This is a genomic window from Escherichia sp. KTE159, from assembly GCF_000408805.1.
GTDB classification, from domain to species: domain Bacteria; phylum Pseudomonadota; class Gammaproteobacteria; order Enterobacterales; family Enterobacteriaceae; genus Escherichia; species Escherichia marmotae.
The window spans coordinates 309,828-324,392 of record NZ_KE137293.1 but is presented as its reverse complement, the minus strand read 5'-3'; the positions used below and the strand labels follow the sequence as shown (position 1 = coordinate 324,392).

12 protein-coding genes and 4 tRNA genes are annotated in these 14,565 nt (G+C 51.8%); all 16 read right to left on the bottom strand.

Going from position 1 to position 14,565, the window contains the following annotated elements; translation table 11 throughout:
* Window positions 1-15: 15 nt before the first annotated feature.
* Window positions 16-1,251 carry an anaerobic sulfatase maturase gene (locus A31E_RS03505; RefSeq protein WP_001517397.1) on the bottom strand — a complete coding sequence of 412 codons (1,236 nt, stop codon included), beginning with the start codon at window positions 1,249-1,251 and terminating at the stop codon, window positions 16-18.
* 146 nt (window positions 1,252-1,397) lie between these two features.
* Window positions 1,398-1,474, bottom strand: a tRNA-Pro gene (locus A31E_RS03510).
* A gap of 42 nt (window positions 1,475-1,516) precedes the next feature.
* Window positions 1,517-1,603: transfer RNA gene (locus A31E_RS03515), tRNA-Leu, on the bottom strand.
* 20 nt (window positions 1,604-1,623) lie between these two features.
* Window positions 1,624-1,699 (bottom strand) — tRNA-His (locus A31E_RS03520).
* Between the two features lie 58 nt (window positions 1,700-1,757).
* Window positions 1,758-1,834 (bottom strand) — tRNA-Arg (locus A31E_RS03525).
* A gap of 102 nt (window positions 1,835-1,936) precedes the next feature.
* Window positions 1,937-3,322 (bottom strand): bifunctional threonine/serine APC transporter ThrP, encoded by a 1,386-nt coding sequence (gene thrP, locus A31E_RS03530; RefSeq protein ID WP_000774725.1) that lies wholly within the window; start codon window positions 3,320-3,322, stop codon window positions 1,937-1,939.
* A gap of 202 nt (window positions 3,323-3,524) precedes the next feature.
* Window positions 3,525-4,265 carry a lipopolysaccharide N-acetylmannosaminouronosyltransferase gene (wecG, locus tag A31E_RS03535; RefSeq protein ID WP_016249439.1) on the bottom strand — a complete coding sequence of 247 codons (741 nt, stop codon included), beginning with the start codon at window positions 4,263-4,265 and terminating at the stop codon, window positions 3,525-3,527.
* 2 nt (window positions 4,266-4,267) lie between these two features.
* Window positions 4,268-5,620: an ECA oligosaccharide polymerase gene (wzyE, locus tag A31E_RS03540; RefSeq protein WP_000055110.1), complete on the bottom strand. Its 1,353-nt coding sequence runs from the start codon at window positions 5,618-5,620 to the stop codon at window positions 4,268-4,270.
* A complete protein-coding gene (gene rffT, locus A31E_RS03545; protein ID WP_001517399.1) occupies window positions 5,617-6,696 on the bottom strand; it encodes a TDP-N-acetylfucosamine:lipid II N-acetylfucosaminyltransferase in 1,080 nt (359 codons plus the stop codon). Before rffT ends, wzyE begins: the two co-directional genes overlap by 4 nt.
* Window positions 6,693-7,943: a lipid III flippase WzxE gene (gene wzxE / locus A31E_RS03550; protein WP_016249438.1), complete on the bottom strand. Its 1,251-nt coding sequence runs from the start codon at window positions 7,941-7,943 to the stop codon at window positions 6,693-6,695. Before wzxE ends, rffT begins: the two co-directional genes overlap by 4 nt.
* Before the next feature lies 1 nt (window position 7,944).
* Window positions 7,945-9,075, bottom strand: a complete 1,131-nt coding sequence (gene rffA, locus A31E_RS03555; protein ID WP_016249437.1) for a dTDP-4-amino-4,6-dideoxygalactose transaminase — start codon at window positions 9,073-9,075, stop codon at window positions 7,945-7,947.
* Window positions 9,076-9,079: 4 nt separating this feature from the next.
* Complete coding sequence (gene rffC / locus A31E_RS03560; protein ID WP_001517401.1) at window positions 9,080-9,754, bottom strand: dTDP-4-amino-4,6-dideoxy-D-galactose acyltransferase; 675 nt, start codon at window positions 9,752-9,754, stop codon at window positions 9,080-9,082.
* 40 nt (window positions 9,755-9,794) lie between these two features.
* Window positions 9,795-11,057: a UDP-N-acetyl-D-mannosamine dehydrogenase gene (wecC, locus tag A31E_RS03565; RefSeq protein ID WP_000006637.1), complete on the bottom strand. Its 1,263-nt coding sequence runs from the start codon at window positions 11,055-11,057 to the stop codon at window positions 9,795-9,797.
* Window positions 11,054-12,184: a non-hydrolyzing UDP-N-acetylglucosamine 2-epimerase gene (wecB, locus tag A31E_RS03570; RefSeq protein WP_001517404.1), complete on the bottom strand. Its 1,131-nt coding sequence runs from the start codon at window positions 12,182-12,184 to the stop codon at window positions 11,054-11,056. Before wecB ends, wecC begins: the two co-directional genes overlap by 4 nt.
* Window positions 12,185-12,239: 55 nt before the next feature.
* On the bottom strand, window positions 12,240-13,286 hold the full coding sequence (wzzE, locus tag A31E_RS03575) for an ECA polysaccharide chain length modulation protein (protein ID WP_000193465.1): 1,047 nt from the start codon (window positions 13,284-13,286) through the stop codon (window positions 12,240-12,242).
* An 11-nt stretch (window positions 13,287-13,297) separates the two neighbouring features.
* Window positions 13,298-14,401, bottom strand: a complete 1,104-nt coding sequence (gene wecA / locus A31E_RS03580; protein WP_001050950.1) for a UDP-N-acetylglucosamine--undecaprenyl-phosphate N-acetylglucosaminephosphotransferase — start codon at window positions 14,399-14,401, stop codon at window positions 13,298-13,300.
* Window positions 14,402-14,565: the final 164 nt, after the last annotated feature.

Sequence of the window (14,565 nt, the reverse complement as noted above, 5' to 3'; positions counted from 1 at the left end):
AATGGCCGCCGATTTTTACTTATTCACCACCATCAAATGCGCCTGCATAATGTCGCTGGCCGGGCGGCCGTGCGCCAGCAAATCAGCCATTGCTTTAAGATATGGCGGTAGATGGCGGAAATAACACTGATAACCAACGCACAAATAATTCAGCCCCGGTTTGCCGCTGGCATCGAGCATAAAGCGGTGTTTCGGGCAACCTCCCCAGCACGCTTTTAACACGTTGCAACTGCGACACTGCGCCGGTAACTGCTTAAATTTATCTTCACCAAACGCCTGCTGTTGCGGGGAATCTACCATTTCTGCAATCGTCTGCTGAAGCATATTCCCCAGTCGATATTGCGGATAGACAAAGTGATCACAGGTGTAAACATCGCCGTTGTGCTCAACAATCACCGAACGCCCGCAGGTTGGCTGATGATGGCAAACCGCGCCAGGCGCGCCGACAAAATTGGCAAATGCCCATTCGATATTCATCACGAAAATCTTACCGACGTCGCGTTTGATCCAGTGATCGAAAATCGTCACCAGAAATTCACCGAACTCTTGCGGGCGCACCGACCATTCCGTCAGTTCCCCCTGAATATCGCCAGGCGCTCGTAATTTCAGTCCGTCGTGGGCTGCTGTTTCATCTGCCAGACGTTCCACCACCGGAATAAACTGGATGAACTCAACGCCCGCATCACGCAAAAATTCATAGACCTGCAACGGTTGCAGCACGCTGGTGCGATTGACGCACGCCAGAACGTTATAATCAACGTGATATTTTTGCAGTAGTTTAAGCGCGCGCATTACCAGTTTATGCGTTGGTCTGCCGCCTTTGGTAACGCGGTATTGATTATGGATCTCTGCCGGGCCGTCCAGCGATAAGCCAACCAGAAAATGATTTTCTGCCAGAAACGCACACCATTCGTCATCCAGCAGCACGCCGTTAGTCTGGAAGCTGTTACTTACCCGCCTGCCTGCACCATATTTTGCCTGTAGTGCCACAGCGCGGCGGTAAAATTCCAACCCCGGCAGCGTTGGCTCTCCGCCTTGCCAGGTAAAAGCAACTTCGTTTTGTGGTTCACTGGCAGCGATATAGTGGCGGACATACGCTTCCAGCGTGTCATCGTCCATATGTGTGACAGGATGTTCGCGGTAGAGAGAGTGTTTTTCGAGATAAAAACAGTAGTCACAGTTCAGATTACAATCGGAACCGCTCGGTTTCGCCATCACATGAAAAGCACGCGTTGGAACCTGTTGCAGCATAGTCGCTCCTTGCCTGAAATCGTCCTTCAATAAGTTAAGGGCGAAATCATACCGTGTGGCAATGAGTTACTACGGGCGTTTATTGCGAAGGGAGAGTGATGGAATACACAGAAAACAAAAAACCCCGCCGAAGCGGGGTTCAAAATTGGTCGGCGAGAGAGGATTCGAACCTCCGACCCACTGGTCCCAAACCAGTTGCGCTACCAAGCTGCGCTACTCGCCGAAATACTGCTTTTTGAATTTTTAGTTCAATTCTTTAAAGTCGTGGTGCGAGGGGGGGGACTTGAACCCCCACGTCCGTAAGGACACTAACACCTGAAGCTAGCGCGTCTACCAATTCCGCCACCTTCGCATTTTCACAACTTCTAATAATGGGGTGGCTAATGGGATTCGAACCCACGACAACTGGAATCACAATCCAGGGCTCTACCAACTGAGCTATAGCCACCACTACAAATCTTGTTACGCGGTATTACTACCACCGCAGCTCAAGCGCCGGGACTAAATGGCGCGCCCGACAGGATTCGAACCTGAGACCTCTGCCTCCGGAGGGCAGCGCTCTATCCAGCTGAGCTACGGGCGCTTAGCGCCGTTGCGGGGGTGGATAATACGGACTTCCCACCCCTCTGTCTAGTCCCTTTTTAAATAAAATGCGCGTTTGGTTACGCTTTGCGCATTTTGCTGCTTATTCCTCCAGTTTATGCGCTTTACCGTGGCGATTAAGCCCAAAAACTTTGTAAATCGCCGTCACCGCCAGCATGAAGATGATGCCGACAAACAGCGACATACGAGTATCTTCATTAAAGTACATGCCGATCAAAACGCAAATAAGGAACGCCATTGTCACATAATTTGCCCACGGGAACAGAATGGAGCGGAACGGATGGCTGGCAATCGCCGCTTTGTGCGCACGACGAAAACGCAGTTGGCTTATCAGGATCACAAACCACGGCACCATCCCCGGCAGCACGCTGGCGCTGTAGACGTAAACAAACACACGCTGCGGATTGGGAATGATGTAGTTCAGGCACGAGCCAATTAACAGGATGGCAATGGATACCGCTACTCCCGCAACCGGCACGCCGTGACGAGAAACTTTTGCCATCGCCGCCGGTAACTGACGGTTTTTCGCCAGTGCATAAAGCATACGTCCGCAACTGTACATACCGCTGTTACAGCCAGAAAGCGCCGCCGTCAGTACCACAAAGTTGATAATACCCGCGGCTGCGGTAATGCCAATTTTGGCGAAAGTCAGTACAAACGGGCTGCCATTGCTGCCAATTTCATTCCACGGGAAGATGGTGACGATAACGAAGATCGCGCCTACGTAGAAAATAAGGATTCGCCACAGCACTTTGCCTACCGCACTGCGCAACGTCACCTGCGGATTTTTCGCTTCACCGGCAGTAATACCAATCAGCTCCACACCCTGGTAGGACGCCACCACGATACACAGCGCCGTCAGGAACCCTTTCCAGCCACCCGCAAAGAAACCGCCATGCTCAGTGAGATTGCCAAAACCAATCGACTGCCCGCCATTGCCAAAGCCAAAGAAAATCACGCCCAGGCCAATGACTATCATAACGATGATCGTGGTGACTTTGATCATCGCGAACCAAAACTCGATTTCACCATACAGTCTGACCGCCGCCAGATTCGCCAGCGCCACCAGCGCCACCGCGATCAATGCAGGTATCCACTGTGCCATCTCCGGGAACCAGAACTGGACGTAGACGCCAATGGCAGTGATTTCCGAGATCCCCACCGCCATCCACATGAACCAGTAAGACCAGGCAGTGAGATAGCCAAAAAACGGGCTCATATAACGATGTGCGTAAACGGCGAACGAACCGGTAACCGGCTCAAGGAATAACATTTCGCCCATTGAGCGCATGATGAAAAAGACGAACAGCCCGGCGATGATATAGGCCAACAATACAGATGGCCCAGCCCATTTTAGGGTGCTGGCGGCCCCCATAAACAGACCAACGCCAATGGTGCCCCCCAGGGCGATGAGTTCGATATGTCGAGCTTCCAGCCCACGCTGTAGCTCTGGTTTATTATCTGCCATAAATCCTCGTGTTGTGTTTGCATGTTTTTCCGGTGTTACCGGTTATCGTTATGGGTACATCGAGTGTTGCGAATGTTTTCGTAATTCAGGAGAAATGGCAAATGAAGCATTAAAAATTTGAATGCTTTGTGTAATAAAACAGCAGGAAGGTGAAGAACAGGCGACATTGTGAACACTTATGCCGCCAGCAAGAGAGGGAAAATCAGAGGTTGCCGGTGTAATGCCAGCGTAAATAGCGCAGTAAACGGAGCTGACGCTTAATGCGACTCGGCTGCGAAAGCAGGCGATAGAGCCACTCCAACCCCAGTTTTTGCCAGATTTTCGGCGCGCGTTTCACATGGCCAGTAAAAACATCGTACGTTCCGCCAATGCCCATATAAAGCGCATCAGGATGCACCTGACGGCAGTCGCGCATGAAGATTTCCTGTTTTGGCGATCCCATTGCGACAGTGACGATTTGCGCGCCACTGGCATGGATACGCTCAAACAGCGCCTGACGCTGCTCGGGTTTGAAATAACCATCCTGGCTGCCAACGATATTCACATTCCACTGGCCGCGCAGTTTAGTTTCGGTCTGCGTCAGTACTTCAGGTTTGCCGCCAACAAGAAAAACGGGCGTCCCTTCTTTTCCTGCGCGAGCCATCAGCTCTTCCCAGAGATCGGCTCCAGCTACGCGGGAAACCTGTGACTGAGGATATTTTTTACGTACCGAACGCACGACGCTAATGCCATCGGCATATTTAAATTCGGCAGCGTTAATTAACGCCCTGACCTCGGCGTTATCTTCAATGGTCAGCATTTTTTCGGCATTAATGGCAACCAGCGTTCCCTGCTTAAGCTGCCCATCAGCGAACAGATAATCGAGGGCATGCTGCATATCACGCCAACCGATCAACTGTAAGCCACGCAGCGTATAGGTCGGTGCTGTGGTGTTGTTATTCATTGTTATCCTTCAATCTGCGTCCGGAGCGATGATTTTATTCGTTTATGAATGAGTCCGGCGCTATCAAAAAGCCAGTACAGTAGTTTTGCAATCATCAGGCTTGCACCGAAGACCACGATAAAAAAGACCACCCGCGAGACAAATGAATCCAGTCCTTCGCGCGCCAGCACGATCATATTGAAGATCGCCCCAAAGCAGAAACTGTGCAAAATCGCTGCCTTATAGCGATTGGTTTCGCGGTTGCCCAGCTCATACAGCCAGTCGAACCATTTTATAATCAGGCCAACCACAATCGCCCCAAGCGGAATAAACAACACACCGCCCATCACCACCAGTGAGCCGATAAGCGTAGGTGAGATAGCCAGCCCGGAGTGATTATTCAGCACTTCCCAGGTGAAATAGTTGGCGGAGTTCAGCACCATACTGGGCCGACCCGGCCACAGCCAGGAAGGAATAAAGACATAGAAATCACGGACAATCGGTGCCAGCCCCTGGAAGTCGATGTTGTCGTAGTTCTGCAATAGCAACGCCAGATTCTCCCACGGCGAGAAAGTGTCGCGGGTGAGATAGAGAAACGTGTAGAAAGCTTCATCACCGCTCACGTTCATTCCGTAGCGTTTTAGCGCCAGCCAGAACATACCGACAATCCCCAGCACGCCTGCCGCTGCCAGCATCCACAGTGAAATCCAACCGCGAATAATGCCGATAAACAGGAAGATAGCGAACGCGATAATGATATTGGCGCGAGTGCCACCGACAATCATGTAGGTCAGCAATCCAAAGGCAACGGTACTGACGAGGAAAAACAGCCACGCTTTGCTGTCCTGGCGCAGAAAATAGACCACCAGCATCGCCGGGATAAAAAAGTAAAAGAAGCGCTTTAACGCCACGCCGGAGACTTCACTGGAAAAGATCTGACTGTAGGAGTTAAGTCGGAACAACAAAAAGCCGTTGTGCATGAAGAAGATGCCGACACTGACCAACGCGATGCCCATCAGGAGAAACCAGGTAAGATTGGTTTCCACGCGATTCATGGTAAACACTGGACGGCGCGGTGCATCGGCAACACTTTTGCGTAAGCGGGTTTTGTAGGTGACGTAATAAACCGCGTAAAAGCAGCCCGCAGAAAGCAACGCCTGCAACAAGATTTCTGGCGGCGCGACACCAACATCAAAGCGGAATACCAGTACGCTGGTCAGCGGAAATCCGAAGAAAAACGTCAGCAAAAAAAGCAATGAAAAGAAGATATTGAAGTTAAACCGCACGCGGCGAAACTCAAACCAGGTCAGCGTGGCGATAAACAGCGTACAGAGCAGCCAGACAACAAACAGGCCGCTGAATTGCAGCAGGCTCATGCGACCTCCCCAGCGGCAATTGCCAGCGCCCGATGCCAGCCTTGCAGATAGTTTGGACTAAAGAAGGCAATGTGGTTTTTATCTACCGACGCCAACTGGCGCTGCGCTTCACGCACAATATCCTCGTTGAGATCGTCAGTGGTAAACAGCACCGGCAAATGTTGCTCCGTCATATCCTGCCAGAACGGGTTTTCCCGATTAAGTACGCAGGGAATACCAGCCTGAATCAACAAGCACAGCGTACCGATACCCTGCTGACGGGCAAAAATAAAGTAGCCGAGATCGCACTGGCGAAGTAGTGCCAGATAAGCGTCAAAATCCATTTTTTCGCTCAGAATTTGCAGATTTTCTTCGCTGAATAATTCCAGCCCCGCCTGACGAACTTCGTTGATATACGCATCGTTGTTGGCCGGATATCCCATCGGCACCACCACTTTCACCGTATCGCCAAACTGCCGATGCACAGCGCGTAAGGCAGCGATGTGTTCATTACTGCGATCGCCGGAGTTCCCCACCAGAATAGTCATTTTCCCTTCACGTTGCCGATCGTTAGCCATCGTATTGAGAGAAGGATCCATCCGGGTTGGGAAGTAAATCAGTTCGCCTCGCACCTTTGGATGCGTTCTGGCAAAAAAGCTCAAGTCTCCCCGAGTGGCAAATACACAGCCCACCCGCTTTTGTGCCAGGCGGCGCAGCGGATAAAAGAGCTTATATCTCAAGCCACTGGAAAGTTCATACAAATCAGCGCCCCATATATGCCAGTAAAACTGGCTGGGCTTGATTCCGCCGCTAAGCAGCGCCAGCCATAGTTTTGGATTGAACTGGCCATGGAAGAAAAACCGCTGTTGACGGTTAGCTTTCGCTTTCGCGATAACCGCTTCAGCCAGTGATTTTTTGTCTGCAAAAAAGCGGATAGTGAGCGCCGGACAGCTATCACTTAAGCCGTCGTCCTTGCCTGCAACCATAAACTCGCGCGCGTGCTCGCTTGTCGCAGCCAGCGCGTCGTTGAAAAAACGCAAAACGGTTTGGTTATGGTGAGGGATATCCGATCCCAAAACGTGAATCAGTACAGTCATGCCCGCCTACGCCAGAGTAAAAACACGCCACAACAAAGAGAAAAATAGACGATATAGGTTGCCATATATGCCTGCGCCGCGCCCAGCGCGCCATGCGCGGGGATCAACCCGTGGGCAAATACCATCAACAACGTGAACTGACTGACTTCCGCCAGAATATAAAACCGGAGCGACGCTTTGGCGATCACCAGATAACCAAAGACATAAGCGCCCACTTTTAACACATCGCCAACCAACTGCCAGGCAAAGAGATCGCGCATGGCGGTAAATTTGTTCGATAAAAGTAGCCAGATGGCAAAGTCACGCAGCAACCAGACTGTAAAACTCGCCGCTGCCACCGCCGGTAGAACGAATTTCAGAGACTTCACCACTTCGCGGGTGATATCGCGCTTTTCCGTTAGCCGTGACAGAGTGGGCAGTAAATACACGCTAAAAGAGGCGGTAATGAATTGCAGGTAGGCGTCGGAAATACTACTTACGCCTTGCCAGATCCCCACCTCATCCCAGCTATACTGCGCCGCCAGTAACTTACGCATCATGATGTAAGCAACGGGCAAGGTCACCGAAGTAATCAGCGCCATTAACGTGAACTTACTCAACTGCCCCGCCAGACCGCTATCCCAACTGGGTTTCAGATAGCTTAACGGGATAGCGCCACGTTTGATCAACATGATGGCAGCCGGAATCACCACCAACGCAGGAATCAGCGCCAGCCCAAGCAACGCGCCTTCATAGCCACCAAAACGGTAACTGACGTAGTAAGCGATAACACCAATCAGGCTGCCAACAATCAGCGATAACGCATTACCCGCGGCATCGCGAAAGCCTTTCATCAGCGCCAGCAACAGGTTGCCCCAGGCGATACCCATTTGCACCAGCGCCACTAAACGTACCAGCCCCTGGTAGTCAGTATTCCCGAACAATCCCTGGCTGATCGGAGCGGCTGCCAGCACAAAAATCAGCGCCATCAGCGTGGAGAAACCAAGCACCATCGCTGATGATGTACCCACCACACGACGTAGCTGCTGCGGATTATCATGATACTGGGCAACGTATTTGGTTACGCCGTTAAAAATGCCCGCCCCGGCAAGCACGCCGAGTACGGTAATCAACTGACGGAAGTTAGCCGCCAGCCCCAGCCCTGCCGGACCAAATGATACCGCCAGCAGCTTACCGACCAGTAACCCGGCACCAATCTTGACCAGCGTACTGGCCGCCGTCCATAAGGACGCTTTCGCCAGCGACATATCAGGAGAAGTAGTTCAGCAAGGTCGCAATTACCGTGCGTTGATTGACGGGCGACAGATTGTAGAACAGCGGCAGACGCAGTAAGCGCTCGCTCTCTTTGGTGGTGTAGCGATCTTCACCGTGGAACTCACCAAACCGTTCACCCGCCGGGCTTGCGTGCAGCGGAATGTAATGGAACACCGCCATGATTTCTGCTTCTTTCAGGAAGTTAATCAACGCATTCCGGTCATCAATATCACGCAGCTTAATGTAGAACATATGCGCGTTCTGCACGCAGCTATCCGGAATCGACGGTAGTTCGATACGCCCGGCTTTCGCCAGTGGTGCCAGTGCATCGTAATAGTTTTGCCACAGCGCCAGACGCTGCTGGTTGATACGATCCGCTGCTTCCAGTTGCGCCCACAGATATGCGGCTTGCAGATCGGACATCAAATAGCTGGAGCCGATATCGCGCCAGGTGTATTTATCCACCTGACCACGGAAGAACTGGCTACGATTAGTGCCTTTTTCACGGATGATCTCGGCGCGCTCAATCAATTTTTTATCATTAATCAACGTAGCGCCGCCTTCACCACCCGCGGTGTAGTTTTTGGTTTCATGGAAGCTAAAGCAGCCAATATGACCAATGGTTCCCAGCGCACGCCCTTTGTAAGTGGACATCACCCCCTGAGCGGCATCTTCCACCACAAACAGGTTATATTTTTTCGCCAACGCCATAATGGTGTCCATTTCACAGGCCACGCCCGCGTAATGCACCGGCACGATAACGCGCGTTTTGTCGGTGATCGCCGCTTCAATCAGCGTTTCGTCGATGTTCATAGTGTCCGGGCGAACATCCACAAAAACGATTTTCGCTCCACGCAGCACGAAGGCGTTGGCGGTGGAGACAAAGGTATAACTCGGCATGATCACTTCATCGCCAGGCTGGATATCCAACAACAGCGCCGCCATCTCCAGAGAAGCGGTGCAGGACGGCGTCAACAGCGCTTTGGCGCTGCCAAAACGTTGCTCCAGCCACTGCTGGCAGCGACGGGTAAAACCACCATCGCCACACAGTTTTCCGCTACCCATTGCCGACTGCATATAATCGAGTTCGGTTCCCACCACCGGCGGTGCGTTAAATGGAATCATGTGATCACCTGTATAACCAGTACGCGGTGCTTTCTACATTTGCACCACTTTTTATGTATCGTTTAAGCGCGGCGGTGTTGCCCATCTGGGTCGCCACCCGCAATGTTGTTTTACCGCGAGCATACGCCCAGTTTAGCGCCGTTTGCATCAGCTCTGCACCTGCACCGCGTCCTGCCAGCAGGCCAATACGCACGTCTGTCGCATTGAGCTCACGTAAAGAGACATAGCCACGAATATCGCCGGATGGCGTGCGTAAGATCAGACATTGATGATCAAAGGTGCCGTGCACGGCGTTTTCAATCCACTGCGCATAAAAGCGCCCACTGGCTTCAGGCGCATACCACGGTGCACGAAAACGGCTTTGCGCAAATGCCTCACTCGCTAACTGGCGTAGTACTGGAATATCTGTCTCTTGTGCCACTTCTGCGCCGCTATCACTGGCTCTGGTCACGGGTAGCGCCAAATCAACTTCACCTTCTACCAGTGAGAATCCCAACTGTTGCAGGGCATCCAGTTCACCGATATTTGATGCGACTATTTTGGCCTGCACCCGTGACCACGGCGCTAAAGCGTCTGGTGTCAGGAGTGGCGCGTCAGGGTTAATACGCACGATGGCGCTATTAACACCAAAGAAGGCATTTTCCCAGGTGAGTGGCTCAATACTGGCGCGGACGGGCATAGTGTGGCTCCCTCAAAACAGTCATTCACTGCAATCTGTATCAGCGCCAGACCCCTTTGGTATCGACTACATACTGCTGCTTAACATGATCGCCGCTGATGGCTTTGAACTGACTGTGATCGACCAACATCACCAGCACGTCTGCCGTCGCCAGCGCTTCGTCAAGCTGCGCCAGCGTGCAAAGCCCGGCCAGTTTTTTCGGCAACTGGTGAATGTTCGGTTCAACGACCAGCGTCTCGCCGCTATGCCACTGGGCGATCAGTTCAGCGATTTCCATCGCCGGGCTTTCGCGCAGGTCATCAATATTCGGTTTAAATGCCAGCCCAAAGCAGGCAATTTTCACTTCGCTGGCGCGTTTATCGGTAGCGGCCAGGCAATCGGCAACCGCCGCTTTCACCTGATCAATTACCCAAAAAGGTTTGTGATCGTTCACTTCCCTGGCTGTACGGATAAGCCGCGCCTGCTGCGGGTTCTGCGCTACGATAAACCACGGATCAACGGCAATACAGTGACCGCCCACGCCAGGGCCTGGCTGAAGAATATTGACGCGAGGGTGGCGATTCGCCAGACGAATCAGCTCCCAGACGTTAATTCCCTGCCCGGCGCAAATCAGCGACAGTTCGTTAGCAAACGCGATATTCACATCGCGGAAGCTATTTTCGGTGAGCTTACACATTTCCGCCGTCCGGGAGTTAGTGACAACACACTCACCTTCGAGGAAAATTTTGTACAGTTCACTGGCGCGCGCCGAGCAAACCGGTGTCATGCCACCTATTACACGGTCATTTTTAATCAGCTCGACCATCACCTGCCCCGGTAACACGCGTTCCGGGCAATAGGCAATATTCACGTCGGCCTGTTCGCCCACCTGCTGCGGGAAAGTCAGGTCCGGACGCATTTCTGCTAACCATTCTGCCATTTTCTCGGTTGAACCCACCGGAGAGGTGGACTCAAGGATCACCAGCGCACCTTTTTTCAGCACTGGCGCAATGGAGCGGGCAGCCGATTCGACGTAAGCCATATCCGGCTCATGATCGCCTTTAAACGGCGTTGGTACCGCAATCAGCCAGGCATCAGCCTCAACGGGCGTTGTGCTCGCTCGCAAAAAGCCACCTTCTACGGCAGTTTTTACTACACTCGCCAAATCAGGCTCGACGATATGGATTTCGCCACGATTGATAGTATCAACCGTTTGTTGGTTGATATCGACACCAATCACCTGTTTTTGCCGTGAGGCAAACGCAGCGGCTGTCGGCAGCCCAATGTAACCCAGTCCGATGACAGAAATGGTCGCAAAACTCATAGTGATATCCGATTATTTTTTAACGCTTCCAGAATGCGAGAGCATGCCTGACCATCACCATAGGGGTTATGGGCGCGGCTCATCATTTGATATTCGTTGTCGTCGTTGAGAAGACGTGTCACTTCCTCAACGATCCGTTGTTTATCCGTCCCCACCAGACGCACCGTTCCAGCGGTAACAGCTTCCGGGCGCTCGGTGGTGTCACGCATCACCAGCACCGGTTTACCCAGCGAAGGCGCTTCTTCCTGAATACCGCCAGAGTCAGTCAAAATCAACCATGCGTGATTCATCAGCCAGACAAACGGTAAATACTCCTGGGGATCGATCAGAATGACGTTTTTTACGTGCCCCAGAATGCGACTAACCGGTTCTCTGACATTCGGGTTGAGATGTACCGGATAAACAATCTGGATGTCCTGATGAGTGGTGGCTATTTCTGCCAGCGCATGGCAAATCTCCTCAAAGCCACGACCGAAGCTTTCACGCCTGTGACCGGTCACCAGAATCATCTTCTTATCAGGGTCGATAAACGGGTAATTTGCCGCCAGTTCTGAACGCAGCATCTCGCTGCTCATCACTTGATCGCGCACCCACAACAAAGCGTCGATAACTGTATTGCCGGTAATGAATATTCGGCTATCAGCGACGTTTTCACGTAGCAGGTTTTGCCGTGAGGTCTCAGTTGGGGAGAAATGGTACATTGCCAGATGACCGGTCAGCGTGCGGTTAGCTTCTTCCGGCCACGGCGAGTAAAGATCGCCCGTGCGTAGCCCGGCCTCAACGTGACCAACAGGAATGCGCTGATAAAACGCCGCCAGACTGGTGGCCAGCGTCGTGGTGGTATCGCCGTGTACCAGTACAACGTCTGGTTTGAACTCGGCAAGAATAGGTTTTAATCCCTCAAGAATTCGACAGGTTATCTCTGTCAGTCCCTGTCCTGGCTGCATTATGTTGAGATCGTAGTCAGGTACAATGGAAAAGAGTTTCAGCACCTGATCGAGCATCTCCCGATGCTGCGCAGTGACGCAAACTTTAGCCTCAAAAAAAGGATCTTTTGCCAACGCATGCACCAACGGCGCCATCTTGATGGCTTCCGGGCGCGTACCAAATACAGTCAGTACTTTCACATCGATTCTCTTTGAATAAGCGGCGAGCGCCTTTGTGCTCACCGCAACTGTGTTGCTATTTCGAGCAACGGCGGGTTAATGCGACACCAGCCCCGATCAGCCCCCCGACAATGCCCCACATAATCATCAGGAAGGCACGGCGTGGGCTATCGCGTTTTACCGGTTCTTCCGGTGTACGCAAATAGCGATAGGTCTGAAAACGCGGATCCAGGGTTGGACCAACATTAAGGGTGTTTAACATGGCCCGATTCTGATCATAGTCGAGATCAAAGGCCGGGCCGACGGCCTGTAAATTTTCTAATCGCGCCTGCAGCATCGGGCGACCCAACAAAAACATTTCTGAATCAGGCAATTCATCCGCCGGGACATCTGTCGCGCTGCGAGAGATATTATGTTGCTCAGCGATTTTGAGTGCCTGCTCAATGCTGTTTACCCGGCGGTCGTAGATCGCTTTCGCGACTTCTTCCTGACGCTTCACCTGGGCTTTCATTTGGATAGTGCGCGCTGCCCATGCACCTTTCAGCTCATCATTCAGATGGCTGGCCGCGCGCTGACTGGCGAATGCGACATATTGACGCAGCAGATTATTGGCATCGGGGGCAGTTTCAGCAATCAATTTAACGTTATCGTTGATCGCTCGGGTGAAATCACCGGGAATAAACTGGATGTTGTTGATCATTTCATCCAGCAGAGCCGCATCGGCTTTGCTGTTGCCAACCATCCGCTGTTTGTAATAGTCGGTCTGCAACCAGAAATCACGGCGGGTGTCCCACGACGCCAGTTGCATAACAAACTCTTTATAGGCTTCGTCCATGACCGATGGTTGATCGGCAGAAGCCATGTTCGAACGAACATCCAGGTTACGTAGAAACTGCTGCTGCGAGTAGTATCCGCCCAGCATATTGACCGTTGGACGATCGGTAATCGCCGTCGCGCTCCACTCCTGACGGGCGAAAAATGTATACGCCAGCGCAATTAACGCAAACGCCAGCCCCATGCCAACAATCCACAGCTTCCCAGCCCACAAGGTACGAAACAACCCACGAATATCCAGTTCATTTTCAGCATTTTCGGCTGGTTTCCCAGGCATTGGTTGCGTCATTACATCCTCGTTTATTTGGTTAAGTTGGGGCTGCCACCACGATTTCTGCGCAGTCGGCGTTTCACACGCTTAATAAAGCGAGCAACCTTCCAGGCGCGCTTAATGCAATAGCCATAGAGGAAGAATGCTAGCAAAAAGAGCACCAGCATGACCCATTCAGGGACAAAATGAGAATATTCTGCCAGTACGCCAATGGAAGCAAGCAGTGCAGCAGCAAGGGTAATCAGCACAAATGCCTGACGAGAAGTAAAGCCGGCACGCATGATCAAATGATGAATATGCTGGCGATCAGGCGAGAATGGACTCATGCCTTTACGCAGGCGACGATACATAATCGCCACCATATCCATCAGCGGAATAGCGATAATCCATAATGCAGTCACCGGGCTAATCGGATGTGTTTTGCCCTGAGTAGTTTCAAGCAGGATCCAGATTACGGTAAAACCAATCAATGTACTGCCCGCATCGCCCATAAACACTTTGTAGCGACGCCCCAGAATACCGAGGTTGAGCATGATGTATGGCAGGATGGCGGCGATCATCGCAAAGCACCAGATAGCGAGGCTGGTTTGCCCGTCGAACCACAAAATCATGCCAATTGCCGCAAACGAGACGCAGGACAACCCACCCAGCAGACCATCAATGCCATCAACCATGTTGAAAGCATTAATTGCCGCCCAGACGGCAAACAACGTCAGGAAATAACCAAACGGCCCAAGCACCATCTCCCAGGAGCCAAAAATATAGCCCAGGCTACTGAGATAAAGTTTGCCAAACACCATCATAACGATGCCAACAGCAGCCTGTATGGTGGCACGGATTTTTACACTAATATCGAAACGGTCATCCAGTGCGCCGATGAACACCAGGACGCCCGCACAGGCGAGGTAGAGAGCTGCATGCGGAATGTAGTAATCAACAATTCCGAACGTAAAGCAAATCCCTGCGAAAACTGAAATACCCCCAACGAGCGGTATCAATCCCTGGTGACGTTTGCGGAAGTTAGGTTTATCCACTAAACCGACTTTTTTTGCCACCTTACGGGCAAAAAACAGAAACAGTGTCGTGAATAAAAAAATACTGATGAGATCAGTACTCACTGTCAGTAAATTCACAATGCATGCTCTCAGAGAAAATTATTAGCAGAAGTATACCCACGAAGACCTTTATTCAGAAGGGAAACTCCTTTCTGAACCTATCAGCCCTGTGCAAAAATTAATCATTCACCATAAAAATTGTATAAAATACCCGCAATAACCAGGAATTTTCCCACTATCAC

Excerpts from the sequence above, each read along its gene's own strand:
- A31E_RS03505 (WP_001517397.1), bottom strand. The coding sequence starts at position 1,251 with ATGCTGCAACAGGTTCCAACGCGTGCTTTTCATGTGATGGCGAAACCG.
- thrP (WP_000774725.1), bottom strand. The coding sequence starts at position 3,322 with ATGGCAGATAATAAACCAGAGCTACAGCGTGGGCTGGAAGCTCGACAT.
- wecG (WP_016249439.1), bottom strand. The coding sequence starts at position 4,265 with ATGAATAACAACACCACAGCACCGACCTATACGCTGCGTGGCTTACAG.
- wzyE (WP_000055110.1), bottom strand. The coding sequence starts at position 5,620 with ATGAGCCTGCTGCAATTCAGCGGCCTGTTTGTTGTCTGGCTGCTCTGT.
- rffT (WP_001517399.1), bottom strand. The coding sequence starts at position 6,696 with ATGACTGTACTGATTCACGTTTTGGGATCGGATATCCCTCACCATAAC.
- wzxE (WP_016249438.1), bottom strand. The coding sequence starts at position 7,943 with ATGTCGCTGGCGAAAGCGTCCTTATGGACGGCGGCCAGTACGCTGGTC.
- rffA (WP_016249437.1), bottom strand. The coding sequence starts at position 9,075 with ATGATTCCATTTAACGCACCGCCGGTGGTGGGAACCGAACTCGATTAT.
- rffC (WP_001517401.1), bottom strand. The coding sequence starts at position 9,754 with ATGCCCGTCCGCGCCAGTATTGAGCCACTCACCTGGGAAAATGCCTTC.
- wecC (WP_000006637.1), bottom strand. The coding sequence starts at position 11,057 with ATGAGTTTTGCGACCATTTCTGTCATCGGACTGGGTTACATTGGGCTG.
- wzzE (WP_000193465.1), bottom strand. The coding sequence starts at position 13,286 with ATGACGCAACCAATGCCTGGGAAACCAGCCGAAAATGCTGAAAATGAA.